At 65.6% G+C, this 26,209-nt stretch carries 20 protein-coding genes; 11 read left to right on the top strand and 9 right to left on the bottom strand.

Annotated features, from left to right (window positions below):
- Nucleotides 1–115: 115 nt before the first annotated feature.
- Nucleotides 116–1,060: a LysR family transcriptional regulator gene (locus ACVILL_RS08895; protein ID WP_456728725.1), complete on the bottom strand. Its 945-nt coding sequence runs from the start codon at nt 1,058–1,060 to the stop codon at nt 116–118.
- A gap of 108 nt (nt 1,061–1,168) precedes the next feature.
- Here ACVILL_RS08895 and ACVILL_RS08890 point away from each other — a divergent pair, with 108 nt between their 5' ends.
- Nucleotides 1,169–1,741: a hypothetical protein gene (locus tag ACVILL_RS08890; protein WP_456728724.1), complete on the top strand. Its 573-nt coding sequence runs from the start codon at nt 1,169–1,171 to the stop codon at nt 1,739–1,741.
- 97 nt (nt 1,742–1,838) lie between these two features.
- Here the strand turns inward: ACVILL_RS08890 and ACVILL_RS08885 are convergent, their stop codons facing one another.
- The 6 genes from ACVILL_RS08885 to ACVILL_RS08860 all read right to left on the bottom strand — a co-directional run bounded on the left by ACVILL_RS08885 (nt 1,839) and on the right by ACVILL_RS08860 (nt 11,669).
- Nucleotides 1,839–2,474, bottom strand: coding sequence for a LysE family translocator (locus ACVILL_RS08885; RefSeq protein ID WP_456728723.1), 636 nt, complete (start codon nt 2,472–2,474; stop codon nt 1,839–1,841).
- A gap of 431 nt (nt 2,475–2,905) precedes the next feature.
- Nucleotides 2,906–5,959 (bottom strand): DNA polymerase I, encoded by a 3,054-nt coding sequence (polA, locus tag ACVILL_RS08880; protein ID WP_456728722.1) that lies wholly within the window; start codon nt 5,957–5,959, stop codon nt 2,906–2,908.
- A gap of 212 nt (nt 5,960–6,171) precedes the next feature.
- Nucleotides 6,172–6,909: a response regulator gene (locus tag ACVILL_RS08875; RefSeq protein WP_456728721.1), complete on the bottom strand. Its 738-nt coding sequence runs from the start codon at nt 6,907–6,909 to the stop codon at nt 6,172–6,174.
- Complete coding sequence (locus ACVILL_RS08870; RefSeq protein ID WP_456728720.1) at nt 6,906–8,654, bottom strand: ATP-binding response regulator; 1,749 nt, start codon at nt 8,652–8,654, stop codon at nt 6,906–6,908. Before ACVILL_RS08870 ends, ACVILL_RS08875 begins: the two co-directional genes overlap by 4 nt.
- The gene (locus ACVILL_RS08865; protein ID WP_456734212.1) at nt 8,624–10,678 is read right to left on the bottom strand and encodes an ATP-binding protein; all 2,055 of its coding nucleotides are present in this window, start codon (nt 10,676–10,678) and stop codon (nt 8,624–8,626) included. Before ACVILL_RS08865 ends, ACVILL_RS08870 begins: the two co-directional genes overlap by 31 nt.
- A gap of 34 nt (nt 10,679–10,712) precedes the next feature.
- Nucleotides 10,713–11,669: a TRAP transporter substrate-binding protein gene (locus ACVILL_RS08860; RefSeq protein WP_456728719.1), complete on the bottom strand. Its 957-nt coding sequence runs from the start codon at nt 11,667–11,669 to the stop codon at nt 10,713–10,715.
- Between the two features lie 215 nt (nt 11,670–11,884).
- Between ACVILL_RS08860 and ugpB the strand changes: the two genes are divergently transcribed.
- The 10 genes from ugpB (at nt 11,885) to ACVILL_RS08810 (ending at nt 23,385) form a co-directional block, all read left to right on the top strand.
- Nucleotides 11,885–13,216, top strand: coding sequence for a sn-glycerol-3-phosphate ABC transporter substrate-binding protein UgpB (ugpB, locus tag ACVILL_RS08855; RefSeq protein ID WP_456728718.1), 1,332 nt, complete (start codon nt 11,885–11,887; stop codon nt 13,214–13,216).
- A 112-nt stretch (nt 13,217–13,328) separates the two neighbouring features.
- Entirely contained in the window at nt 13,329–14,276 is a 948-nt protein-coding gene (locus ACVILL_RS08850; protein WP_456728717.1) for an aminoglycoside phosphotransferase family protein, read from the top strand.
- 245 nt (nt 14,277–14,521) lie between these two features.
- On the top strand, nt 14,522–16,144 hold the full coding sequence (locus ACVILL_RS08845) for an ABC transporter substrate-binding protein (protein ID WP_456728716.1): 1,623 nt from the start codon (nt 14,522–14,524) through the stop codon (nt 16,142–16,144).
- Nucleotides 16,145–16,713: 569 nt separating this feature from the next.
- Entirely contained in the window at nt 16,714–17,727 is a 1,014-nt protein-coding gene (locus ACVILL_RS08840; RefSeq protein WP_456728715.1) for an ABC transporter permease, read from the top strand.
- 8 nt (nt 17,728–17,735) lie between these two features.
- Nucleotides 17,736–18,635, top strand: coding sequence for an ABC transporter permease (locus ACVILL_RS08835; protein WP_456728714.1), 900 nt, complete (start codon nt 17,736–17,738; stop codon nt 18,633–18,635).
- 243 nt (nt 18,636–18,878) lie between these two features.
- Complete coding sequence (locus tag ACVILL_RS08830) at nt 18,879–20,645, top strand: dipeptide ABC transporter ATP-binding protein (protein ID WP_456728713.1); 1,767 nt, start codon at nt 18,879–18,881, stop codon at nt 20,643–20,645.
- A gap of 26 nt (nt 20,646–20,671) precedes the next feature.
- Nucleotides 20,672–20,851 (top strand): DUF4089 domain-containing protein, encoded by a 180-nt coding sequence (locus tag ACVILL_RS08825; RefSeq protein ID WP_456728712.1) that lies wholly within the window; start codon nt 20,672–20,674, stop codon nt 20,849–20,851.
- A 28-nt stretch (nt 20,852–20,879) separates the two neighbouring features.
- Entirely contained in the window at nt 20,880–22,256 is a 1,377-nt protein-coding gene (locus tag ACVILL_RS08820) for an AtzE family amidohydrolase (protein ID WP_456734211.1), read from the top strand.
- Nucleotide 22,257: 1 nt separating this feature from the next.
- Nucleotides 22,258–22,650 carry an oxalurate catabolism protein HpxZ gene (gene hpxZ, locus ACVILL_RS08815; RefSeq protein ID WP_456728711.1) on the top strand — a complete coding sequence of 131 codons (393 nt, stop codon included), beginning with the start codon at nt 22,258–22,260 and terminating at the stop codon, nt 22,648–22,650.
- Nucleotides 22,651–22,653: 3 nt separating this feature from the next.
- On the top strand, nt 22,654–23,385 hold the full coding sequence (locus ACVILL_RS08810; RefSeq protein WP_456728710.1) for a GntR family transcriptional regulator: 732 nt from the start codon (nt 22,654–22,656) through the stop codon (nt 23,383–23,385).
- A 169-nt stretch (nt 23,386–23,554) separates the two neighbouring features.
- Here the strand turns inward: ACVILL_RS08810 and atzF are convergent, their stop codons facing one another.
- Both atzF and ACVILL_RS08800 read right to left on the bottom strand, forming a co-directional pair.
- Nucleotides 23,555–25,342, bottom strand: a complete 1,788-nt coding sequence (gene atzF / locus ACVILL_RS08805) for an allophanate hydrolase (protein WP_456728709.1) — start codon at nt 25,340–25,342, stop codon at nt 23,555–23,557.
- Between the two features lie 237 nt (nt 25,343–25,579).
- Nucleotides 25,580–26,107 carry a MarR family winged helix-turn-helix transcriptional regulator gene (locus ACVILL_RS08800; RefSeq protein WP_456728708.1) on the bottom strand — a complete coding sequence of 176 codons (528 nt, stop codon included), beginning with the start codon at nt 26,105–26,107 and terminating at the stop codon, nt 25,580–25,582.
- Nucleotides 26,108–26,209 lie beyond the last annotated feature (102 nt).

Genomic DNA, 26,209 nt, shown 5'->3' with positions numbered 1-26,209 from the left:
GGGAGAAGGTGGCGCGCATCGATAGATGCGCGCCGGATGAGGGATCTCTCTCCGCGGATGCAAACCCCTCACCCGGCTTCGATGCATTGCGAGGAAGCAGCCCCCGGCAGGGCGATTACGCCTTTGTTTCTTCCGGCCTCGGTAGAGGGGAGACGCGCTTGGCAAACTCGCGTCCCGGATAGTGTTGGCCGCAATAGGCGACGAGTTCGTCGATAAAGGATTTGGCATACGGCGCCAGAAAGCGCTCCGGATCCCAAGCCACGGCTGTCCATCGCCCGATCGACGCTCCCCTGTGAATCAGCGGAAATGCGCGGATGCCGGCGGAGGGGATCTGGACATTCGACGGCACGATGGCAACATCGCTGCCGCCTTTTGCCAGCGCGAGCAGCGTGTGAGGCGCTGTGCTTTCGAGGATCACGCGTGGCCTGATGTGCGCGATGTTGCAGGCGGCATCGAACCAGCCGCGAGATGCGAAGTCCCGCCGCAGCAGCAGCAATGATTCCTCGGCGAGTTCGGCAATCTCCAGCTTCCGCCTGCTTGCGAAGCCATGCCGCGGCGAAACCGCCGCAAGCATATGGACGGGAGCCAGCAACCGGCGGTGATAGCCGTCGTCGGCGGCTGGAATGATCGCAAGATGAACGTCGCCGCGCTGCAGACGATCGGGAACGCGGGCACCACCATCCTCGACCAATTCGATGACCACGGAAGGGTGCTTGCGCCGGAACGTCGGGAGGAAATTTGCCAGCACCGTTTCCATATGTTGGGTGCTGCAGCCGACCCGCAGCGCGCCAGCGTGGCCGGTCCTCAGCGCACGCGCACGTTCGCGGAACGATTCGGCATCCTGCAGGAGCCGGCGACCGCGCCGCAGCAGATCCTCACCTTCCGACGTCAGCTTGATCCCGCGGCCCACGCGATCGAACAACGGGATCCCGAGTTCGTCTTCGAGCGCCTGGATCTGGCGAGAAGCAGCTGGCTGACTCAGACGCAGCTGCCGTTGCGCGGCGGCAAAGCCGCCTGCCTCGGCAACGACGACGAAAGTGCGTAACTGTCGAAGATCCATTTCAATACATAAATTGCATGAATTGACCGATGTTAAATGCATTGGACACATTGAGCAAGCCGCGACATTCTTCCGTCAAGCCGGAAACTTGTCCAAAGGGGAAGCGCTATGTTTGACACCGAGCGTTTCGTTGCCGACTGCCGCGCGGCGTTCGCGGCAGACCCGTCTCACCGGGCCGTTCATGAGGTCGTTGCCCGCGCGATGTCCGAACCGGCCGCGGTATTCAGGGCGCTCGGCGAGCCGGAGCGTCCTGAAAGCCGTGCGCTCTTCCATTCCCCGACGCTGACCATCCTCCACGTGGTATGGCCCCCCGGCTTTATCGTGCCGCCTCACGATCATCATATGTGGGCCGTGATCGGCGTTTATGCGGGCCGTGAGGACAACGTCTTCTGGCGCCGCATTCCGGGCGAGCCGAACCGGATAGAGGCAGCGGGTGCCAGGGCCTTGCGCGCGCGCGATACCGTGCCGCTCGGCACCGAGATCATCCATTCGGTGATCAATCCAATCGATCGGCTGAGCAGTGCGATCCACGTCTACGGCGGCGATTTCTTTGCCACGGAACGGAGCAAATGGGATTCGTTGACGCTTGAAGAGGGCCGGTCCGACCGCGAAGAAGCGCGCCGCAACTTCGAACGGGCGAGCGCGCGTTACGAAGCAAGTCTGCGCGAGGCCGCCGGTTGACCGCTGCAAAGGCGCCTCACAAAACGCCTCGCAGAGCCTGTGCATCGTTCGCGAGAGAACGAGCGCGCACTCGTTCGACAAAGGGAGAGGGTGCTCGCTAGGCCCGCCGCGCCTCGAGCGCCATCTTCATCGCCAGCCCCGCGAGCACCGTGCCCATCAGCCAGCGCTGCACCAAGAGCCAGGTCGGGCGGGTACCGAGGAACACCGCGATCGAGCCGGCGGCGAGCGCGATCATCGCATTGACGCTGACGCTGATCACGATCTGGATCGAGCCGAGCGCGAGCGACTGCGTCAGCACGCTGCCGCCCGCGGGATCGATGAACTGCGGCAGCAGCGCCAGATAGAGCATCGCGATCTTCGGGTTCAGCAGATTGGTGAGGAAGCCCATTGCGAACAATTTGCGCGGGCCGTCGACCTTGAGCGGCTTGACCTCGAACGGCGAGCGGCCGCCGGGCCTCACGGCCTGCCACGCCAGCCAGAGCAGATAGCCGGCGCCGGCAAAGCGCAGCGCGTCATAGGCGTAGGGAATCGCGAACAGCAGCGCGGTGATGCCGAACGCCGCGCACAGCATATAGAACACGAAGCCGAGCGCGACGCCGCCGAGCGAGACGATGCCGGCCGCCGGCCCTTGCGTGATCGAGCGCGAGATCAGGTACATCATGTTCGGCCCGGGCGTCAGCACCATGCCGAGGCAGACGAGCGCAAAGCCGAGCAACGCGGATGTATGGGGCATGATTGACCTCGCGGGGGATGCACACGCTTCTAGCGTGTCATCCGCCGCGCGGCCATGCTGGAATTGCTCTCGGAGCAATGTAGGACGCGGCGGTGGTGGTGCGAGAGTTTGGGCCGGGATGGCTGATCGCACACGGCAAGTAAGGTGAGCACATCGGTCAAGCTCCCTCTCCCCTTGCGGGAGAGGGAGGGGAGCGGGGTAGCCCCGGGCGAGATGATTAATGGACAGGCGGCTCGTGCAACATCAAACCGCGCGTCATTGAACTCACGTTGAGAGAGCGCGTCGTGCGATACCCCTCTCCCCACCCTCCCCCGCAAGGGGGGAGGGAGCCTGTCTGCCGGTGCTCACCTGACTTGGAGCGGAGCCGCATGCGACGATAGCGTTACTTCACCAACGAGCAGCTACCGTCCGCGAGCGCCGCTCTTGAGACTCTAATGCGCCTCGTCCCAGTTGTTCGCAGCGCGAGCGTCGACCTGCAGCGGCAGCGACAGGATCACCGCCGGGAACGGCGCGTCCTGCATCACCTTCTGCACCACCGGCAGCGTCGCGGCGACCTCGTTGTCGGGCACCTCGAAGATCAATTCGTCATGCACCTGCAGGAGCATCTGCGCCGATAGCTTCTTCTCGGTGAGCGCGTCCTCGACCCGGATCATGGCGCGGCGGATGATGTCGGCGGCAGTGCCCTGCAGCCGCGCGTTGATCGCGGCGCGTTCGTTGAAGGCGCGCACCGAGGCGTTGGAGGCCTTGATGTCGGGATAGTACATTTTGCGGCCGAACAGCGTCGTGACATAGCCGTTGCGGCGGCAGGAGTCCTTGGTCTCGTCCATGTAGGCGCGGATGCCGGGGAAGCGTTCGAAGTACTTCTTGATGTAGGCCGAGGCCTCCTCGCGCGCGATGCCGAGCTGGTTGGCGAGGCCGAACGCCGAGATGCCATAGATGATGCCGAAATTGATCGCCTTGGCGCGGCGGCGCACCTCGCTCGGCATGTCCTTGATCGGCACGCCGAACATTTCGGAGGCGGTCATCGCGTGAATGTCGAGCCCATCGCGGAACGCCTGGCGCAGCACCGGCACGTCGGCGATCTCCGCGAGCAGCCGCAACTCGATCTGGGAATAGTCCGCCGACACCAGCTTGTGGCCGGGCGTCGCGATGAAGGCGCGGCGGATCTTGCGGCCGTCCTCGGTACGAACCGGGATGTTCTGCAAGTTCGGCTCGTTCGACGACAGCCGGCCCGTCGTGGTCGCGGCCAGCGCGTAGGTGGTGTGGACACGATGGGTCTGCGGATTGACGTAGGTCGGCAGCGCGTCGGTGTAGGTCGATTTCAGCTTCGAGACCTGGCGCCACTCCAGAATCTTCTTCGGGAATTCGTGGCCCTGCTCGGCGAGATCGTCCAGCACCTGCGCGGTGGTCGACCACGCGCCGGTCTTGGTCTTGCTGCCGCCGGGCAATCCCATCTTGCCGAAGATGATGTCGCCGATCTGCTTCGGGCTGCCGACATTGACCGGCTCGCCGGCGATCTCCTGGATCTCGGCCTCGACGCGGGCCGCGGTCTGGGCGAAATCGCCCGAGAGGCGTGACAGCACCTGGCGGTCGATCGAGATGCCGCGCCGCTCCATCCGCGCCAGCACAGAGACCAGCGGCCGCTCCAGCGTCTCGTAGACCGTCGTCATCCGCTCGGCGACCAGGCGCGGCTTCAGCACCCGCCACAGCCGCAGGATCACGTCGGCGCTTTCGGCCGCGTATTCGGTGGCCTTGTCGATCGTGACCTGATCGAAGGTCAGCTTGCCCTTGCCGCTGCCGACGAGGCCGCCGTAATTCACGACAGCGTGGCCGAACCAGCGCTCGGCGAGCGCTGCCAGCGCATGCGAGCCGCGGCCCGCATCGAGCGCGTAGCTCATGAGCTGCGCATCGTCGATGTTGCGCAGGGTAATTCCGTGCTGCGCCAGCATCACCGAGGTGAACTTGACGTTGAAGCCGACCTTCTGGATGCCGATCGACTCCAACAGCGGCTTCAATGCCGCGAGCGCCTCGGCGGTCTTGATCTGGCCGGGAGCAAGGCCGGCATCGAACAGGCCCGCGCCACCGCCGGCCTCCCGGTGGTTGAGCGGCACGTAGCAGGCGTCGTTCGGCGCCAGCGCCAGCGCAAGCCCCGAGAGCTCGCCCTGCATCGGGTCGATCGATTCCGACATCGCTTCGATCGCGAGATAGCCGCTGTCGGGCACACGGGCGACGAAGCCCTCGAGCTGATCGAGGCTGCCGATCGCCTGGTAGGCCTTGCGGTCGAATGTGGTCTTGCGGATCGCTTCGCCGCGGGCCTCGGCCAGCGCGCTCGGCGTGCCCTTCCGGTTGGAGTTCTTGTCGTCGCGCGTGCCGGTCGGCTTGGCCTTCGCCGGCGGAGCTGCGGCCGATGCCGATCCATCTCCCGGCGCCGGCGTCACATCCGACGGCGGCAGCGGCGAGAACACGCTGGCGCCGCTCTTGTTGCCGGGATCGGCCTCGACATTGGCGGGGTCGATCTGCGCATAGTCGGCGACGCGGCGGGTGAGGGTGGTGAACTCCATCGCCTTGAGGAAGGCGATCAGCCGGCGCGAGTCGGGCTCGTGCACGGCGAGGTCGTCGAGCGGCACGTCGAGCTCGACCTTGTCGTCGAGCAGCACGAGCTGGCGCGAGATGCGCGCCTTCTCGGCGTTCTCGAGCAGCGCCTCGCGCCGCTTCGGCTGCTTGATCTCGGTGGCGCGGAACAGGAGCTGATCGAGGTCGCCATATTCGATGATCAGTTGGGCTGCGGTCTTGATGCCGATGCCGGGCACGCCGGGCACGTTATCCGTGGAGTCGCCCGCCAGCGCCTGCACCTCGACCACCTTCTCCGGCGGCACGCCGAATTTCTCGATCACCTCCGGGATGCCGATGCGGCGGTCCTTCATCGTGTCGTACATCACGACCTTGTCGGTGACGAGCTGCATCAGGTCCTTGTCCGATGACACGATGGTCGTGCTGGCGCCGCGCTCGTTGGCCTGCCGCGCATAGGTCGCGATCAGATCGTCGGCCTCGAAGCCGATCTGCTCCAGGCAGGGCAAATCGAAGGCGCGCACCGCCTCGCGGATCAGCGCGAATTGCGGGATCAAATCGTCGGGCGCCGGCGGCCGGTGCGCCTTGTAGTCCGGGTACAGCTTGTTGCGGAAGGTGATCTCCGACTTGTCGAACACGATCGCCAGATGGGTCGGGCGGTTGTCCTCGGGCATGTCGCGCAACAGCTTCCACAGCATGTTGCAGAAGCCGAGCACGGCGTTGACCTGCAGCCCGTCGGACTTGCGGTTCAGCGGCGGCAGCGCGTGGTAGGCGCGGAAGATGTAGGACGAACCGTCGACCAGGAAGACGTGGTCGCCCTTGGCCGTGGCCTTGCTCGCAACCGGTTTGGCGGCAACGGGCTTGGGGGCGGTCTTCGATGCGGGCTTGGCAGGGTCTTTGGAGGCTGTTTTCGGCATGGCCGAAACTTAGGGATTTTTGCGGAGAATGACAGCCTTACGTGTGTGGATTCCGGGTGTGCCGCACAGCGAATTCGATGAATTTGAGACCCGTCATCCTGAGGAGCCTGCGCAGCAGGCGTCTCGAAGGATCGACGGCCACCGGCCGGGCCGTGCATCCTTCGAGACGCGCTACGCGCTCCTCAGGATGACGGGGGTAGAACGGAAACGGACTACGCCTTGTCGCCGGTCGGCGAGAACAGATAGCCGCCGCCCCGGATGGTCCGGATCACCGACGGCTTGGTCGGGTCGAATTCGATCTTGCGGCGGATCCGCATGATGCGCAGGTCGACGGCGCGGTCGAAGGCTTCCGCGTCGCGCGCATTGGCGAGTTCCAGCAGCCGTTCGCGCGACAGCACGCGCTTCGGGTTGGCTGCGAACACCTTCAGCAGGCCGAATTCGGAGGCCGTCAGCGGATGCTCGTTGCCCTCGTCGTCGCGCAGCGCCTGGGCCTCGAGATCGAGCCATTTGGTGCCGAACCGCACCAGCTGCTCCTTTTCGGCCTTGGCGGTCGCCGGTTCCGGCGCGGCGGTCTTGGCGGGCCCGCTCCGCCGCAGCACCGAGCGGATCCGCGCCATCAGCTCGCGCAGCTCGCAGGGCTTTGCCACGTAGTCATCGGCGCCGATTTCGAGCCCGACGACGCGGTCGATCGGGCTGGCAGTAGCTGTCAGCATGATGACGGGGACGTTGATCTTGCTCTTGAGGTCGCGAATGATCGACAGCCCGTCTTCTTCGGGCATGTTGAGGTCCAGCACCACGAGGTCGGGCGTACTGCTCTCGATCTCCTTGCGCAGGCTCTTGCCGCCATCGCACAGCGTCACGCCGAAGCCGTGCATCTTGAGGTAATCGCCGACCATCTCGCGGGCCGGTGCCTCGTCGTCGACAATGAAGATATGCGGTGTCTGGCTCATGATGTCTCTGTCGCCGGCAGTGTAACCGTAAAGGTCGACCCTTGTCCGGGGCCCGGGCTCTGTGCGGTCACATGGCCGCCATGCATGTCGATGATGCGCTTGACGATGGAAAGGCCGAGGCCGGTCGAGCTCTCGCCCGCGGTCGGCTTGGCCGACAGCCGCTGGAACCGGCCGAACAGCCGGCTGAGGTCCTCGGGGCTGAGGCCGGGGCCCTGGTCGACGATCCGGATCACCGTGTCGTCGCCCTCGTGGCTGACCGCGACCGTGATCTTGCCGCCGATCGGCGAATACTTGATGGCGTTGCTGACGAGGTTGTCGATCGCCTCGCGGATCCGGTCGGCGTCGCACATCGTGACGAAATGCTGCGGACCCGAGACAGTGATGCTCTGCTGCTTGTTGATGGCCGAAGGCAGATTGGCCTCGGTCACCTCGTTGACGAGGGCCGCGACATCGACCGGCTCGCGGCGGATGGTGATGTCGAAGGCATCGGCCATCGCATCCGAGATCAGATGATCGACCATCGAGGTCAGCCGCTTGGTCGCGTCCCTGATGTGCTCGACCTGCGACGTGACATTTTCCTTCGGCGAGTTGGCGCCGATCAATTCCGTCAGCATCTCGGTGCGGCCGAGGATCACGCCGAGCGGATTCTTCAGGTCGTGGGCGACGGTGCCGAGGATCTCGTTCTTGAAGCCGTTGGCGCGCTGCAGCCGCAGCCACTGCGCCGACAGCCGCCGGTTGGCCTGCATCAGCGCGCGGGTGCGCTGCGCGACGCGGTCCTCGAGCTGGGTGTTGGCCTCGTGCAGCTGCTGGTAGAGGATCACGTTGTCGAACGCGATCGACAGCCGGCTCGAGAAGATCTCGACCAGCGCACGGTCGGTGTCGGACAACTGGCGCTCGGCCTGCAGCAGCACCACGACCTCGCGGCCGCTGCCGGTGCGCGAATAGAGCACGCTGCGATGATCGGCGAATTCGTTCTTGCGGCGCTGGAATGCGGCCTCCACCATCGACCTCAGGTCGGGATCGAGCGCCTTCGACGAGGTGGTGCCGATGAAGCGGCTGTAGCAGCCCGAGCAGGCCAGCACCGAAAAATCCGACACGGCCGCATTGCCGTCGTCGCGCAGCACCAGGATGCCGGCGCAGTCGACATTGAGCAGCGAGGCGAGCTGGGTCAGCACGCCCTCGGCCAGCCGCTGCATCGACTTGAAGTCGTACAGCGTCGAGGCCGCATCGATGATGATCTCGAGCCCGCGCCGTGTCTGCACCATGCGCTCGAGCTGCTGGTAGCTGCGCAGCGCCGCGGTCAGCGAGGTGAACAGCTTGTCGGCGGTGAGCTCGGTCTTCGCCTTGTAGTCGTTGATGTCGTACTGCACGATGACGCGCCGTTCCGGCGCCTGGCCGGGCTGGCCGGTGCGCAGGATGATGCGGACGGTCTCGTTCTTGATTTCGTTGCGGATGTACTCGACGAGCTCGAGCCCGGCGACGTCGGTCTCCATGATGACGTCGAGCAGCACGGCGGCGATGTCGGGATTGTCCTGCATCAGCGTGCGGCCTTCCGCCGCGGAGTAGGCCGAGAGGATCTCCAGCGTCGCGCCGTTCAGGTTGTAGTCGCTGAGCGCGAAACGGGTGCCTTCATGGACGGCATGGTCGTCGTCGATGACGGCGATCTTCCATTTGCGGGCCGACGAGTCCTCCGGGGGGCTCTCGGTATCGTCGATCAGTTGGAGGACATCGTCCTGTTCGGCCATTGACTGGTTCCGTCGGCTGCTGCGTCAGTGATCGTGGGCTGGCCCTTGGCGATCCTGGGCATGATAATGCGAAAAGTGGTGCCTTGTCCTACCCTTGACTCCAGCATCATGCGTCCGCCGAGCTGCTGGGTGACCAGGTTATAGACGATGTGGAGGCCGAGGCCCGTACCACCTTCGTTGCGGCGTGTCGTAAAGAACGGGTCGAACGCCTGCCGCTGCACGTCCGGCGTCATGCCAGCCCCGTCATCCGCGAAGATGATCTCGACATCGTCGGCGCCACGTCCGCGCGCCGAGATCGTGATGCTGCCGGAGCGGCCTTCGGCGAAGGCATGATTGACGGCGTTGAGGAAAAGATTGGTTAAGATCTGCCCATAGGCGCCGGGATAGCCGTCGATCAGGAGCCCCTCGGGCACATCGACGGACAGCGCGATCGCCGCCTTCTTCAGCACCGGACGCAGGCTCGCCACGATCTGGTCGGTCGCTTCGCTCAAGGCAAACTGGCGGCGCTCGGCATGCGAGCGATCGACCGCGACCTGCTTGAAGGACTGGATCAGTTCGCCGGCGCGCTGCAGGTTCGAGACCAGTTGCTGCGATGCGTCACGCGAGGCGCGCACGAATTCGTCGAGCTTGGAGCGGCGCAGCGGCTCGGTCTTCAGGTCGTTCTCGAACATCTCGCTGCGGCGCGCAAAGCTCGAGGCCACCGTCAGGCTGATGCCGATCGGGTTGTTGACCTCATGGGCGACGCCGGCAACGAGGCCGCCGAGCGCGGCGAGGCGCTCGGCATCGATCAGGTTCTGCTGCGCGGTGTTAAGCTCGAGCAGCGCGCTCTCGGCCTTCTCCTTGGAGGTGCGCAGCTCGTCCTCGGTCTTGCGCTTGGCGATGGCGTTTTCACGGAACACTTCGACGGCGCGCGCCATGGCGCCGACCTCGTCCTTGGCCGACGTGCCCTGCACCGGCCGGTCGAGGTCGCCCGAGGTGATGGTGCGCATCGCGGCCATGATCTGCGCCAGCGGCAGCCGGATCGACAGCGCGATCATCACGCCGGCGGACATGATGACGCCGAGGAAGATCACGGCGATCGACAGCACCCGGCGCGAGATCGAGGTCAGCGTCCTGTCGAACGTCTCCTGCGCCTTCTGCTCGCGCTGGCGCATCTTCACCGAGAGGTCGTCGATCGCGCCGATCGCGTCGGCCTGGCTGGCGTCGATCGAGTTGCGCAGCAGATCGGTGCGGTTGGTGAGCTGTTCGCTGAGCTTGCCGAGCCCGTCGCGCAGCTCGGCGGTCTTGATCTTGAGCCGCGCCAGCGCCATGCGCTGCAAATCGTTCTCGGCCAGATCGGTCATGACGGGAATCGTCTTCTCGATCGTATCGATGTTGCGGCGGGCTTCCTCGGCCGACGACGAGGCGAGCGAGAGGTAGTAGGCGTTGGCGGCGACCAGCAGCGAGGTGAACGCTTCGCGCGACTTGCCGAGCGCGGGCCAGATCAGTGCGTCGCGATGGCCGGTGGCGCCCTCGATGATCGAGTAGAGCCCGGCCATGTCCTTGGTCGGGCTCAGCACCTGCTCGTCATAGGTCTTGGAGATCTTGGTCTGCACGGTGCGCAATTCACCGAAGCCGTCGAGGAAACGGCTGGTGGCGCGTTCGAGCTGCTCGACCGAGCCCGACAGCATCGGGTCGGTCGAGGCCCGGTTGGTCAGCGTGCCGAGCACGGCCTCGCGCAGCAGCAGGATTTCGGCGAACAGGTCCGGGCTCGGCTGGTTGATGTAGCGATGGATCAGGTTTTGCAGGCGGCTGGTCTCGCTCTCGAGCTTGGCCAGGATCTTGTCGGATTCCCGCACCTGACGGACATCCTCCCAGGCCGAGCCGAGCACCTTCGCGCCGTTCCAGATCAGCACCGCCAGCACGATCACGACCGCGGAGTTGAGCAGCGCGATCGAAAGGATGCGCCAGCGGATCGGCACCGCACGCAGCAACTGGACGATGCGGAAACGGCCCTGCGGCCCAAACGCCGCCGGCCGTCGCATCGTCCCGTGCTGTTTGGGTGCGTCCAAGGTCCGGCTACTCCACGTTGCGGATGCGTTCGATCAGCGCTGATATCGCTGGATCGCGCTCGGCCTTGGCATAGACGCCGGCCATGGCGGTTTCGAACGGCTTGCGGTCGATGTCGGTCACGATCTTGACGCCCGCCAGCTCCGCCTGCTTGCGTGAATGCTCCTCGAGCTCCCGCCATTTCTCGCGCATGTAGGCGCTGGAGCGCTGTGCGGCCTCGCGAAAGATGGCCTGGTCCTGCAGCGAGAGGCTGGCCCAGGCCTTCTGCGACATCACCAGCACGTCGGGACTGACGGTGTGCCGGGTCAGCGCGTAGTAGCCGGCATATTTGTAATGACCGGTGGTAACGAACGACGACCAGTTGTTCTCCGCACCGTCGATCAGCCGGTTGGCGAGGCCGGTCAGGACCTGGCCGTACGGCATCTCGACCGGATCGGCGCCGAGCGCGCGGATCGTGTCCGACATCCGTTCTGACTGCTGCACACGCAATCGCAACCCCTTGAGGTCCTCGAGCGAACGCACCGGGCGGACGCTGTTATAGATCGAGCGGGCGCCGGAATCGTAGAAGGTCAGTCCGACAAAGCCGTGGGCCTGGAAATCGTCCAGGATCTCGCTGCCGATCGGTCCGTCCAGCACGTGCTGCAGGTGCTCAATCGATCGAAACAGGAACGGCATCGCCAGCACATTCACGGAAGGCACCATGGTTCCGATCAGCGCGACATTGGTCCGGTTCAGATCGATCGCACCGACCCGGGTCTGCTCCAGCGTCTCTTTTTCCTCGCCGAGCTGGCGGGAATGGAAGACCAGGATGCGGTGCCGGCCGCCGGTGCGTTCCGCGATCAGGCGGTCCATGTAGTTGAGCGCCTGGACGGTCGGATAGTCCTCGTTCTGGGTATCGGCGGTGCGGAATTCGCGCGCAAAGGCGCTCACCGAGACCGCTGCCGATAACAGCGCGACGGCAAGCATCATTATCCGCGAAAGGCCGGCGCGGCGGTACACAGGCTACAATTCCCCTTGTGATTTGTGTCCAGGGCGGGAGGAAAAGGTTCAACGGCTTTTAGCAGAACGGCGGAGGTTCGCCCATCGGCCAAACGTTAAATCCCCTCTGCAACCTGCGGTGTCGGTTGAATCTGCGGTTGTAGCGCTCTATGACGGCGTGCTGGCATCCGGAACGGTTCGTCGTGAAGTTCGCTCTGAAGCACGCCTTGAAGGTCTTGCACCTCGCCGTTGCGGTCTTGCTGGTTGTGTCGCCGGCGCGGGCGGCGACTGAGATCATGTGGTGGCACGCGATGTCGGGTGAGCTCGGCAAGCAGCTCGAGAAGCTTGCCGCCGACTTCAACGCCGCGCAATCCGACTACCGGATCGTGCCCGCCTACAAGGGCAACTACACCGAGACCGTCACCGCGGCGATCTTCGCCTTCCGCTCGCGCAGCCAGCCTGCGATCGTCCAGGTCAACGAGATTGCCACCGCAACCATGATGGCGGCGCGCGGCGCGATCTATCCGGTGTTTGAGCTGATGCGCGACCAGTCGGAGGCGTTTTCACCACAGGCCTATCTGCCCGCGGTGGCCGGCTATTATGCCGACGTCGACGGCAACATGCTGTCATTCCCGTTCAACGCCTCGACCCCGATCCTGTACTACAACAAGGATATGTTCCGCTCCGCCGGGCTCGATCCGAGCCAGCCGCCGAAGACCTGGTCCGAGCTCGGTACGATGGCGAAACGGCTGCGCGCGGCCGGCGCGATGTGCGGCGTCACCACGTCATGGCCGTCCTGGATCAATGTCGAGAACTTCTCCGCCTTCCACAATCTCCCAATCGCGACCAGGGCCAACGGCTTTGCCGGGCTCGACGCGCAGCTGGTCTTCAACAATCCGATCGTGGTGCGTCATATCGCGCAGCTCGCGCAGTGGCAGGCCGACAAGTCGTTCGACTACAGCGGCCGCGGCCAGGCGGCCGAGCCGCGCTTCCAGAAGGGCGAGTGCGGGATCTTCATCGGCTCGTCAGGCACCCGCGCCGACATCAAGGCCAATTCGAAATTCGAGGTCGGCTACGGCATGATGCCGTACGAGGCCGACGTGCAGGGCGCGCCGCAGAATTCGATCATCGGTGGCGCGACGCTGTGGGTGCTGCGCGACCGGCCGCGCGCCGAATATGCCGGCGTGGCGAAATTCTTCGCCTATCTGTCGCGGCCCGAGGTGCAGGCCGCCTGGCACCAGAACACCGGCTATCTGCCGATCACCCGCGCCGCGTTCGATCTCAGCCGCGCGCAGGGCTTCTACGATCGCAATCCCGGCGCCTCGATCTCGATCGAGGAGGTCACGCTGAAGCCGCCGACCGACAAGTCCAGGGGGGTCCGTCTCGGCTCGTTCGTGCTGATCCGCGACGTCATCGAGGAGGAGCTCGAGCAGGTGTTCGCCGGCAAGCGCTCCGCACAGGCCGCGATGGACAACGCCGTCGAGCGCGGCAACCGCCTGCTGCGCCAGTTCGAGCGCGCCAATCCGGACCGGTGATGATGCAACTGCGTAGCCCGGATGCAGCGAAGCGAAATCCGGGGCCGGTCTGCAGGCGGGCAAAGAATCCCGGATTACGCTGCGCTACATCCGGGCTACGATGACGTCGCGCATGTTGCTTCCTCCCCTCACCACCTACGACACCTACCGCGGCTGGCGCAGCGACACCGCGCGCTGGCTGCCGGTCGCACGCGACATCGCCGACGGCCACGGCCTGTCATGCGCTGTGCCGCATGTGTTCTCGACCGGCACCAATCTCGTGATCGGGCTCGACGACGACCTGATCCTGAAACTGTTCCCGCCGTTCCTGCGCCCGCAATTCGTCTCCGAGCGCGGCGCGCTGGCGGAGTTGCGCGGCCGGCTCGGCGTTCCGATTCCCGATCTCGTCGCGGAGGGCGAGCGCGACGGCTGGCCCTATCTCGTTATCACGCGCCTCGTCGGCACCGTCGGTTCGGAGGTCTGGCCGTCGCTGCCGGAAGCGGAGCGGGAGCGGGTGCTCGCCGAGATCGGCGCTGTCATCGCCGACGTGCAGCGCACGCCGCCCGGCCGCCTGCTTGCGATCGAGCCTGGCTGGGAGGCCTTCATGCGCGCGCAAGTGGCGCAGTGCCGGGTGCGGCATGAACGGCTCGGCCTGCCGGCGAAATTCCTCACCTCGCTCGACGATCTCCTGCGCGACGCCACTGAGTTGATCCCGATGGACGCGCCGCCGGTGATCCTGACCGGCGAGTATATCCCCGAGAACTTCTTGCTGGGCCGCCGGGCCGATGGCTGGCACGTCGCCGGCCTGTTCGACTTCGGCGATGTCCGCACCGGATGGGGCGAATACGATTTGCTCGGTCCCAGCGCCTTCATGGCCGCCGGCCATCCGCGCCGGGTGCGCAGCCTGTTCGATGGCTTCGGCATCCCGCGCAGCGAGGTGAATTTCGCGCTGAAGCGGCGGCTGATGGCGCTCATGATGCTGCACTCGGCCAGCGATCCGCTCCGGCACATCTGCATCGCGGGCTGGCCGGACCGGGTCGATGGTCTCGTGCAGTTGCAGGAGCTGATCTGGCCGGACTAACTACTTGGACCGCGATATCGATCGGCGGCCACAAAGCGGGCAGACGCCACGTTCTGCTTATTGTTTAAGCATAAGGCCTAGCTTTGTATGCAATTCGGACGAGTCAATCGTCGCCAGATCAAGATACCTTCGTCGATTTCTTCCATCTCTCCAGCGCGTTAGTTCCTCATAAGGGTTCGTTAAGGGTTGGCACAATCCTTGCGATCCGAGTTCCAGGGCCGTTCTCAAGGGCGTTGGAGCATCACATGAAGCGTCGCGATTTCCTCAAATCGGTGTCTGGGCTGGCAGCGGGGGCCCTGGCGCCGACCGCGCCCGCGATCTGGTCGCCGGCCAAGGCCGATGCCCGCTCGGAGACCCTGCTGATCGTCTCGGAGGGCGGTCCCAACAATCTCGACATCCATGGCATCGGCACCAACGTGCCCGGCTACGAGGTGTCGTGGAATTGCTACGACCGCCTGATCAGCCACGAGATGAAGAGCGGCCCCGGCGGCGTGCCCTATTACGACCGCGACAAGTTCAAGCCCGAGCTCGCCGAGGACATGAACATCGGCGACATGTCGGTGACCTTCAAGCTGCGCAAGAACGCCAAATTCCATGACGGTGCGCAGGTGACGGCGAAGGACGTCAAATGGTCGCTCGATCGTGCCGTCAGCGTCGGTGGCTTCCCGACCTTCCAGATGAGCGCGGGATCGCTGACCAAGCCCGAGCAGTTCGTCGTCGTCGATGACTACACCGTGCGCGTCGATTTCCTGAAAAAGGACAAGCTCACAATCCCCGACCTCGCTGTCATCGTGCCCTGCGTCGTCAACTCCGAACTCGTGAAGAAGAACGCCAGCGAAAAGGATCCGTGGGGCCTCGAATTCACCAAGCAGCAGACCGCGGGCTCCGGCGCCTACAAGGTGACCAAATGGACCGCCGGCACCGAAGTCGTCATGGAGCGCAACGACGACTGGGTCTGCGGCCCGATGCCGAAGATCAAGCGCGTGATCTGGCGCATGGTGCCGCAGGCCGGCAACCGACGCGCGTTGCTCGAGCGCGGCGACGCCGACATCTCCTACGAGCTGCCGTTCAAGGATTTCCAGGAGATGAAGGCCAACGGCAAGCTCAACGTGGTCTCGCTGCCGTTCTCCAACGGCATCCAGTACATCGGCATGAACGTCACCAGGCCGCCGTTCGACAATCCCAATGTGCGGCAGGCGATGGCCTACGCGATGCCTTACCAAAAAATCATGGATGCGGTGCTGTTCGGTCTCGCCAATCCGATGTTCGGCGCGGCCAAGGACAAGCCGACCGAGGTGGCCTGGCCGCAGCCGACCAAGTATTTCACCGACATGGAGAAGGCCAGGGCGCTGCTCGCGGAGGCCGGCTACGCCAACGGCTTCGAGACCACGATCTCGTTCGACCTCAATTTCGCCGGGGTCAACGAGCCGCTCTGCGTGCTGGTGCAGGAGAGCCTGGCGCAGCTCGGCATCAAGACCACGATCAACAAGGTACCCGGCGCCAACTGGCGCACCGAGCTCACCAAGAAGGAAATGCCGCTGTTCACCAACGTGTTCTCGGGCTGGCTCGATTACCCTGAGTACTTCTTCTACTGGTGCTATCACGGCAACAATTCGATCTTCAACACGATGAGCTACAAGTCGGGCGAGATGGACAAGCTCATCGACGGCGCGCGCATCGCCGCCGCGAACGGCGACACCGCGGCCTACGACGCCGACGTCAAGGGCTTCGTCGATCTCGCCTACGCCGACATCCCGCGCATCCCGCTCTATCAGCCGTTCGTCAACGTCGCGATGCAGAAGAACATCTCGGGCTACCAATACTGGTTCCACCGCCGCCTCGACTATCGCGCGATGGCGAAAGGGTAGGTGATGCGGGCTCGCGATGCATACGCGTGTGCAAGTGAGGTGAGCACACCCCTCAGGCTCCCTCCCCCCTTGCGGGGGAGGGGGGGGAGAGGGGTAAGCCGCGAACTCGCACGCATGACGCCAGGCGAGATGGCGCCAAACCATTTCGGCGCATCGCGAACGCTCCTGCGCGGAATTCGACTCCATCTTGCTTCTGAGCAAGCGGCACCCCTCTCCCCAACCCTCGCCCGCAAGGGGGGAGGGAGCCCGACCAGTCCCGTCGGGGCTTTGCGCATGGTTCGCCAGGCATCGGCATTTGGCGTTTATTCAGGTGAGGTGAGCACGCTTCTCAGGCTCCCTCCCCCCTTGCGGGGGAGGGTGGGGAGAGGGGTAAGCCGCGAACTCGCACGCATGACGCCAGGCGAGATGGCGCCAAACCATTTCGGCGGATCACGAACGCTCCTGCGCGGAATTCGACTCCATCTTGCTTCTGAGCAAGCGGCACCCCTCTCCCCGCCCCTCCCCCGCAAGGGGGGAGGGAGCTCGACCAGTCCCGTCGCGGCTTCGCATGATGCAGCGAGGGCCACACCATGCTGACCATGATCGGCAAGCGGCTCTTGTTCGCGATCCCGTCATTGATTGGCGTCGTGACCGTGACATTCCTGCTGACGCGCGCGCTGCCCGGCGATCCCGCGGCGTATTTCGCCGGACCCGCGGCGACCAAGGAGGCGGTCGACCAGATCAGGAAGAAGCTCGGCTTCGACAAGCCGCTGATCGAGCAGTTCGTTCGCTACACCGGCGATCTCGCCCATGGCGATCTCGGCACGTCGCTCACCACGGGCCAGCCGGTGGCGGCCGAGTTGCGCAGCCGCCTGCCGGCATCGGCTGAGCTCACGTTGCTCGGCCTCGTCGTCTCGATCGTGATCGCGATCCCGCTCGGTGTGCTGGCGGCGACGCGGCCCGGTTCCTGGATCGACCATCTCTGCCGCGTCACCACCACGGCCGGCGTGTCGCTGCCGGTGTTCTTCACCGGGCTCGTGCTGGTCTACCTGTTCTATTTCCGGCTCGGCTGGTCGCCGGCGCCGCTGGGCCGGCTCGACGTGTTCTATAGCGCGCCGCCGACCGTCACCGGCTTCTATCTGATCGACACGCTGATCGCCCGCGATTTCGAGGCTTTTCGGTCCGCGCTCAGCCAATTGATCCTGCCGGCGGTGACGCTTGCGATCTTTTCGCTGGCGCCGATCGCGCGCATGACGCGCGCCTCGATGCTGGCGGTGCTGGCGTCGGATTTCGTCCGCACCGCGCGCGCCAGTGGCCTGTCGCCCGGCAAGGTGATCGTGACCTACGCCTTCCGCAACGCGATGCTGCCTGTGATCACCACGCTCAGCATGGTGTTCTCCTTTTTGCTCGGCGCCAATGTGCTGGTGGAGAAGGTGTTCGCCTGGCCCGGCATCGGCTCCTACGCGGTCGAGGCGCTGATCGCGTCCGACTTTGCGCCCGTCCAGGGCTTCGTGCTGACCATGGCGGTCATGTACGTGCTGCTCAATCTGTTGATCGACATCCTCTACGGCGTGATCGATCCCCGCGTTCGTCTGGAAGGGTAGGAGGTCAGATGAGCAGCGTTGCCCCCACTGCTGAACCGGTTGGCCCCGCCCGCACCTCCGGGCTTGCCGCGGTCTTCGAGCAGACCCGCTATGTGCTGAGCGAGAACAAGGTCACCGGCTTCGCCTTCGCGCTGCTGATCCTGATCATGTTCGCCGCGCTGTTCGGTCCCTATGTGGTGCCTTACGATCCGCTCGCCTCCGACACCGCCGCCGCGCTGAAGCCGCCGTCCGCCGCGCACTGGTTCGGCACCGACCAGCTCGGCCGCGACATCTTCAGTCGCGTCATCGTGGCCACGCGGCTCGACACCTTCATCGCGGTCGCCTCTGTCGTGCTGGTGTTCCTGATGGGTGGGCTCGCCGGCATCGCCGCCGGCTATTTCGGCGGCTGGACCGACCGCATCGTCGGCCGCATCGCCGACACCATCATGGCGTTCCCGCTGTTCGTGCTGGCGATGGGCATCGTTGCGGCGCTCGGCAACACGGTGCAGAACATCATCATCGCGACCGCGATCGTGAACTTCCCGCTCTATGCGCGCGTCGCCCGCGCCGAGGCCAACGTCCGCCGCAACGCCGGCTTCGTGCAGGCGGCGCGGCTGTCGGGCAATGGCGAATACCGCATCCTGCTCGGGCACATTCTGCCCAACATCATGCCGATCATGATCGTGCAGATGTCGCTGACCATGGGCTATGCGATCCTCAATGCCGCGGGCCTGTCCTTCATCGGTCTCGGCGTCCGGCCGCCGACCGCGGAGTGGGGCATCATGGTCGCCGAGGGCGCGGGCTTCATGGTGTCGGGCGAATGGTGGATCGCGCTGTTCCCCGGCCTTGCGCTGATGATCGCGGTGTTTTGCTTCAACCTGCTCGGCGACGGCCTGCGCGACATCGTCGACCCGCAGCGGAGGACATGATGCGAGCCGTCATTGCGAGGAGCGAAGCGACGAAGCAATCCATCTATCCGTTATGCTGTGCGATGGATTGCTTCGCTACGCTCGCAATGACGCAAGTTGCGGGTCTGATAGAAGATGCGCGGGTCAAGTCCGCGCATGACGAGTTGAACGCGCGGAGGACGTGATGACTGTCTTGGTGCGGTGTCATGTTACCGCTCAGCTGCTTTGCATGGGGTTGTTTTCGACATTTCGTGGGAGGCGGGCATGACGGCCCAGCCGCTGCTCGACGTCAGCGACCTCACGGTCGAGTTCACCACGCGCCGCGGCATCGTGAAAGCGGTGCAGCACGTCAACATCTCTGTCGGCAAGAGCGAGACCCTCGGCATCGTCGGCGAGTCCGGCTCCGGCAAGTCGGTGACGTCATACGCTGTCATGCGGATCCTCGATCGCGCCGGCCGGATCGCCGAGGGCTCGGTGATGTTCTCCGGCATCGACGTCAAGGGGGCGACCGAGAGCCAGATGCGCGATCTGCGCGGCCGCGAAGTCTCGATGATCTTCCAGAACCCGCGCGCCGCGCTCAATCCGATCCGCAAGGTCGGGCACCAGATCGAGGACGTGCTGCGCCAGCATGTCCAGCAGGCGCAGGTCACCGACCGCGGCGAGACGGCGATCGAGGCGCTGGAGCAGGTCAGGATCGCGCGGCCGCGCGAGCGCTACCACGCCTACCCGTTCGAACTGTCAGGCGGCATGTGCCAGCGGGTCGTCATCGCGCTCGCACTCGCCTGCAACCCGCAGCTCCTGATCGCCGACGAGCCGACCACCGGCCTCGACGTCACCACCCAGAAGGCGGTGATGGACCTGATCGTCGAGCTGACCAAGCGGCGATCGATGTCGACGATCCTGATCACGCATGACCTCGGCCTCGCCGCCGCCTATTGCGACCGCGTCGTCGTGATGGAGAAGGGCCGCGTGGTCGAGACCGCAAAGTCGGCCGACATCTTCGCCGCGCCCCAGCATGCTTACACGAAGAAGCTGATGCGCGCGACGCCGCGGCTCGGCGTGTCATTGCGGGACTTGTTGCCGGAGGAGGAAATGGCCAAGTCTCCGCCGCCGCAAATGGCCGTCCATCCCTCTGCGCAAAGCCATTCTTCCTCGATGGGCCCCCGGGTCAAGCCCAGGGGTGACGAGAAGACGCAGCCTCTCCTATCCGTCGAGAAGCTCGTCAAGGAATACCCTCGCCAGGGCGTGGGCTCGGTGCTGACGAAGCTGTTCGGACGCAAGCCGCCGGTCGAGGAAGAGGTGTTTCGCGCCGTCGACGGCATCAGTTTCCAGGTCGACCATGGCGAGAGCGTCGGGCTGGTCGGCGAATCCGGCTGCGGCAAGTCGACGACGTCGATGATGGTGATGCGCCTCCTGGATCAGACCTCCGGCCGCATAATGTTCGACGGCGAGGACATCGGCGGCGTCCTGCCGCAGTCCTTCGCGCGGCTGCCGCGGCGCAGCCAGATCCAGATGGTGTTCCAGGATCCGACCGACAGCCTCAACCCGCGTTTCACCGCAGCGCGCGCGATCGCCGACCCGATCATGCAGCTCGGCGACATCAAGGGGCGCGACACGCTGCGGGCCCGCTGCGAGGAGCTGGCGCGGCAGGTCGGCCTGCCGGTCAATTTGCTGGATCGCTTCCCGCATCAGCTCTCCGGCGGCCAGAAGGCCCGCGTCGGCATCGCGCGCGCCATCGCGCTGCACCCGAAGCTCGTCATCCTGGACGAGCCGACCGCGGCGCTCGACGTTTCGGTGCAGGCAGTCGTGCTCAATCTGCTGCAGGATCTCAAGCGGTCGATGGGCATGAGTTATCTGTTCGTATCGCACGATCTCAACGTGGTGCGGCTGCTGTGTGATCGCGTCATCGTGATGCGCGCGGGCCGCATCGTCGAGCAGGGCCCATCCGAACACGTCTTGGGCAATCCGCAGGATGCCTATACAAGGGAGCTGCTGACGGCGATCCCGCATCCGCCGTTGCCGGTGTCCTGAGAAACCTGAAACTTGCTGGGAGCGAAATGGCCGATCATCTCGACGACTATATGAACGCCGCCGCAAGCGCGATGGCGTTGTCGCTGGAGGACGCCTGGCGTCCCGCGGTGCGCGCCAATCTCGAGGTCTCGCTGCGGCTGGCCAAGCTGGTCGATGACTTCCCGCTGCCAGATGACGTCGCGTCGGCGGCGGTCTATTCGACCTGAGATCGCGATGTCCGAAATTCCCGCTTCCATGTCGGCCGCCGAAATCGCGCAGGCTGTCTCAAACCGAAAGATCACGGCTCTTGCCGCGACAGAGGCCGCGCTTGAGCGCATTGCCGCGCATGACAAGGTCCTCAATGCGTTCACCGACGTCACCGCCGATCGCGCCCGTGCCAAGGCCAAGGCGATCGACGCCGCGATCGCGGCGGGGCAGTCGGTCGGCCCGCTCGCCGGCGTGCCGTTCGCGGTCAAGAACCTGTTCGACGTGCAGGGCCTCTCGACCCGCGCCGGCTCGAAGATCAACCGCGACCTGCCGCCGTCGCCGCGCGATGCCGTGCTGATCGAGCGGATGGAGGCGGCCGGCGCGGTGCTGGTCGGCGCGCTCAACATGGGCGAATACGCCTACGACTTCACCGGCGAGAACGTGCATGACGGCCCGTCGCGCAATCCGCACGATCCGACGCGGATGACCGGCGGCTCCTCGGGTGGCTCGGGCAGCGCGGTCGGCGGCGCGCTGGTGCCGATCGCGCTCGGCTCCGATACCAACGGCTCGATCCGGGTGCCGTCGTCGTTCTGCGGCACGTTCGGCCTGAAGCCGACCTATGGCCGGCTGTCGCGTGCGCGGTCCTATCCGTTCGTCGCGAGCCTCGATCATCTCGGTCCGCTGGCGCGCAGCGTGAAGGATCTCGCGCTGGCCTATGACGCGATGCAGGGGCCTGATGCCGACGATCCCGCCTGCATCGTGCAGTCGGTCGAGCCGACCGTGCCGTTGCTGGCCAACGATGTCCGCGGGCTGCGGATTGCGATCGCCGGCGGCTATTTCCAGCAGAACGTGTTTCCGGAGGCGGTCGAAGCGGTCGCGCGCGTCGCGAAGGCGCTCGGCGCCAAACAGACCGTGGAGTTGCCGGAAGCCGCACGTGCCCGCGCCGCGGCCTACATCATCACCACGACCGAGGGTGCCGCGCTGCATCTCGACCGGCTCCGCAAGCGTCCCGACGATTTCGATCCGGCGGTGCGCGATCGCTTCATCGCGGGCGCGATGGTGCCGGCGGTCTATGTCGACAGAGCGCAGAAATTCCGCCGCTGGTACCGCGCCAGGATGCTGGAGCTGTTCCAGTCGGTCGACGTGATCCTGGCGCCGGCGACACCGTGCACCGCGCCCAAGCTCGGCCAGGTCAATTTCACGCTCGATGGCGTCGAACTTCCGGTGCGGGCCAATATCGGCATCCACACCCAGCCGATCTCCTTCATCGGCCTGCCCGTGGTGGCCGTGCCGGTGCCGCTCGAACCGCTGCCGATCGGCGTGCAGATCATTACAGCGCCCTGGCGCGAGGATATCGCGCTGCGGGTCGCCTACGCGCTGGAACAGGCGGGTGTTGCTGCGGCTCCCGCGCCGAGAGGGATCTAACATGGATATCGATCTTCCCGATGTGGTCGCCGAAGTCACGGCGCAGTTTGAGCGCTACGAGGAAGCGCTGGTGTCGAACGACGTCGCCGTGCTCGACGAGCTGTTCCGCAACGACAGCCGCACGCTGCGCTACGGCATCGGCGAGAACCTCTACGGCTATGCCGAGATCATGGCGTTTCGCGCCGGGCGCTCGCCGGTCGGCCTGATGCGCAAGATCGACCGCACCGTGATCACGACCTATGGCCGCGACACCGCGATCGCCTCGACGCTGTTCTATCGGGACAGCGTGCCGGGCAGGGTGGGGAGGCAGATGCAGACGTGGATTCGCTTTCCCGAAGGCTGGAGAATCGTCGCGGCCCATGTCAGCGTCATCGACGAGCCTAAAGGCGCCTGAGCCATGAGCCTGGACGATCTTCCGACCCGCGCATCACAACCCGCCGAGCCCGAAGCAGGCCTGCGCCGCGTCGATCGCCCATCGTCGCTGGTCGACAAGATCACCCGCGCCGAAGAGCTGCGCCTGCAACTTGCCGACGAGATCGTGCGCGGCACGCTGCCGCCGGGCGCCGGCCTCGACGAGACCGACCTTGCGCGCCGCTTCAACGTTTCGCGCACCCCGGTGCGCGAGGCGCTGCGGCAGCTGGCCGCGAGCGGACTGATCGATGCCCGCGCGCATCGCGGCGCCGTGGTGGCGCGCCCCTCGCTCGAAAGACTGACCGGCATGTTCGAGGCGATGGCCGAGCTGGAGGCGATGTGCGCCGGCCTCGCCGCCGAGCGGATGACGCCCGCCGAGCGCCACGCGCTGGAGGCGGTCCACGAAGAGCTGCGGATATTGAGCTATACCGGCAATCCCGAGCGCTTCCACGAGGTCAATGAGCGCTTCCACAACGCGATCTATGCCGGCTCGCAGAACGCCTATATCGCCGAGATCACGCTGGCGACCCGCGTGCGCGTGCAGCCGTTCCGCCGCGCCCAATTCCGCAACCTCGGGCGCCTCGCCAAATCCCACGCCGAGCACGACCGCGTCGTGGTCGCCATCCTGCGCGGTGACAAGCAGGGCGCTGCGGCCGCGATGCGCGCCCATATCGAGCAGGTGCGCGGCGAGTACGAGACCTACGCGGTGTCGGTGTAGCCCGACGCTCCAACCTCCGTCATTGCGAGGAGCAAAGCGACGACGCAATCCATCTATCCGGACGTGTGGAGGAATGGATTGCTTCGCTTTGCTCGCAATGACGAAAGTGAGATGCAGCTCGCTTCACCTCGCCTCGCTTGCGGGACGAGGGAGCACACCGACGTTGCAGCTACGCCTTCGCCCGCTCCGCCATGAACGCCCGCCAGCCGCCATAGCCGGAAATATCCTTCGCGCCGCCGATCGCAGCGGGCTCGACGATAAAGCCCTTGGCCTGCCGTCCGTCGGCGAGCCTGACCGCGCCGATCGACAGCGGCGGCGGGATCGCGGCGACGAATGTTCCGAACGCTGCCGGCGACATTGCCCAGAGCTCGAGCTTGATCGATGCACCCGCACCCGCCTCGATGCGTAGCATGCCGGGTTTCGGCGGCGTGGTGTCGAGTGCGTAGAGCCTGTAGTCCGGTGCGGTGATCGTCTCTTCCAGCAGGCGCGCATCGAGCGTCGTCAGCTCGTGGTTCAGCGCCATGCCGGAGAGATGCGCGCCGACAACCGCGACGGTGATTTCGTCGGGCCCAGCCTGCGGCGGCAGGGTTGCGAGCGGCGGCTGCGGCAGCGACTTGGCCCCGAGCCCAAGTCCGGTGTCGGCATGGAACACGCGGCCGCTGCTGGCTAACTCCGCATCGCGGCCGGCTGGTGCCAGCAGCGTGATACCGAACGGTGCGCCGTCGGGTCGCATCGCTGCCGGCAGTGCCAGGCCGCAGAGATCAAGCAGGTTGACGAAATTGGTGTAGGTGCCGAGCCGCGAGTTGAGCTCGATCGGGTTGGCGAGCACGTCGGCGGTGGAATAGACGGTCGGCGCGGTCGGCAGCACGAGCGCATCGAGTTGCGCAAAGGTTTGCCCGGCGACACGACGCAGCGCCTCGAGGCGGTACAGCGCGGAGAAGGTGTCGGCCGCGGTCGGTCGCGCGCCGCCGAGCGTGATCTCGCGCGTCACCGGATGAACCGCCTCGGGCGACGATGCGAGGAGATCGCGTATCACCAGATAGCGCTCGGCGACCCACGGGCCCTCATAGAGCAGCCGCGCGGTCTCGTAGAACGGCTCGAGGTCGAATTCGACGAGTTCGGCGCCTAGCGCCTGCCAGCGCTTGCACGCCTCGCCATAGGCCTTCTCGGCCTCGCGATCGCCGAAGAAGACCAGCTGGCCGCTCTTGGGAATGCCGAGCTTCAGCTTCGCCGGGAACGCCGCGAGAGGTGCCAGCGGCCGGTTGCGCGAGAACGGATCGGCTTGATCCGGACCCGCCATCACTGCGAGCGCGGCCAGCGCGTCGTCGGCCGTGAGCGAGAAGATCGAGACGCAGTCGAGCGTGCGGCAGGCCGGCACGACGCCGCTGGTCGAGATCAACCCGAGGCTCGGCTTGAGGCCGACGATGTTGTTGAGCATCGCCGGCACGCGGCCGCTGCCCGCGGTGTCGGTGCCGAGCGAAAGCGGCACCAGGCCTGCGGAGACCGCGACCGCCGAGCCCGAGCTCGATCCCCCGGGCACCAGATCGCCGCGTACCGGATTTTTGGGAATGCCGTAGGGCGAGCGCACGCCGACCAGGCCGGTGGCGAACTGGTCGAGATTGGTCTTGCCGATGATGATGGCACCGGCCGCACGCAGTTTTGCCACGGCCGTGGAATCCTGCACGGGCACATAGGAGAAAGCCGGGCAGGCGGCGGTGGTCGGCAGCCCCGCGACGTCGATATTGTCCTTCACCGCGACCGGCACGCCGTAGAGCGGCAGCGTCGAGTCGGTGAGCCGTCCGGCCTCGGCCAGCGCCTCCTTCTCGTCGCGCAGGCTGATGAAGACGGCGGGGTCGTTGTGCGCGCGGATGCGCTGGTAGCTGCGCGCCACGGTTTGCGCCGGCGTCATGGTCCCGGCGCGGTGTGCGGCAACGATCGCGGCGACAGTTTCAGTCACGTGGTTGGCTCGTCCGTTGAGCGGCTAAGGCATCGGATGCCGTCCGCGAGGAGATTGCAGCCTGACCGTAGCAAGCAATGTGCCATTGTGTACAATCCGCGCGCGTCCGTCGCGCGACAGATAGCTATACAATATCAGTTGCTTGAGGCGATCACCGGGAGCCGATGCAAACTGGCTTGAGAGTGCGACTGCTTATTTTTAAGGCAGGCGTGACCAAGCCGAAACCCGGCCGATCGATCAGGTGAAGCCGGCGAGGATCTGCAACAACCGCTCGCGGTTCTCCTTGCCGATCTTCTCGGCCACGTGCCGCTCGTGCTCCGCGGCGAGCCGCTTGAACTGTGCCAGCGCGGTCTTGCCGCGCGCGGTCAGATGCAGCGCGTGGGAGCGGCGGTCGGTGGCGGAGGGGATGCGGCTGACGAAGTCGCGTTCTTCCAGGCTGTCGAGCAGATGCACCAGCCGCGCCCGCTCGATGCCGAGCCGCTTGGCGACCGCCATCTGGCTCAGGCCCGGATTGGCCCCGATCACGGTCATGACCGAATATTGGGTCGGGCGGATATCGACGGTCGCCAGCGTCTTGATGAAGTCCTGGAAGATCCAGAGTTGGAAGCGCCGCACCGCATAGCCGGCGTGGCCGACCAGCGCGTCGAGGCCGATCTCGTCGCTGCCGCCGCTGCGCGTCTGGCCATTCGTTGCGCGCGCCCGGGGGCGGCGGATTGCCGTTGCCGTTCCTGCCGCCTGGCGCGGCGTCTTTTGCTGGCTTGCCATGCCCGCAAGGCTAGCGCGCCGGAGAGGTAAGGGAAAGATTGTTGTTGACGACAACAATTGATGTCCGCAACATTATCGCCAAAGAGCCCGGCCGGGACCCCG

Source organism: Bradyrhizobium sp. USDA 3364 (genome assembly GCF_054056355.1).
This window is presented reverse-complemented; position numbering and strand designations above follow the sequence as displayed.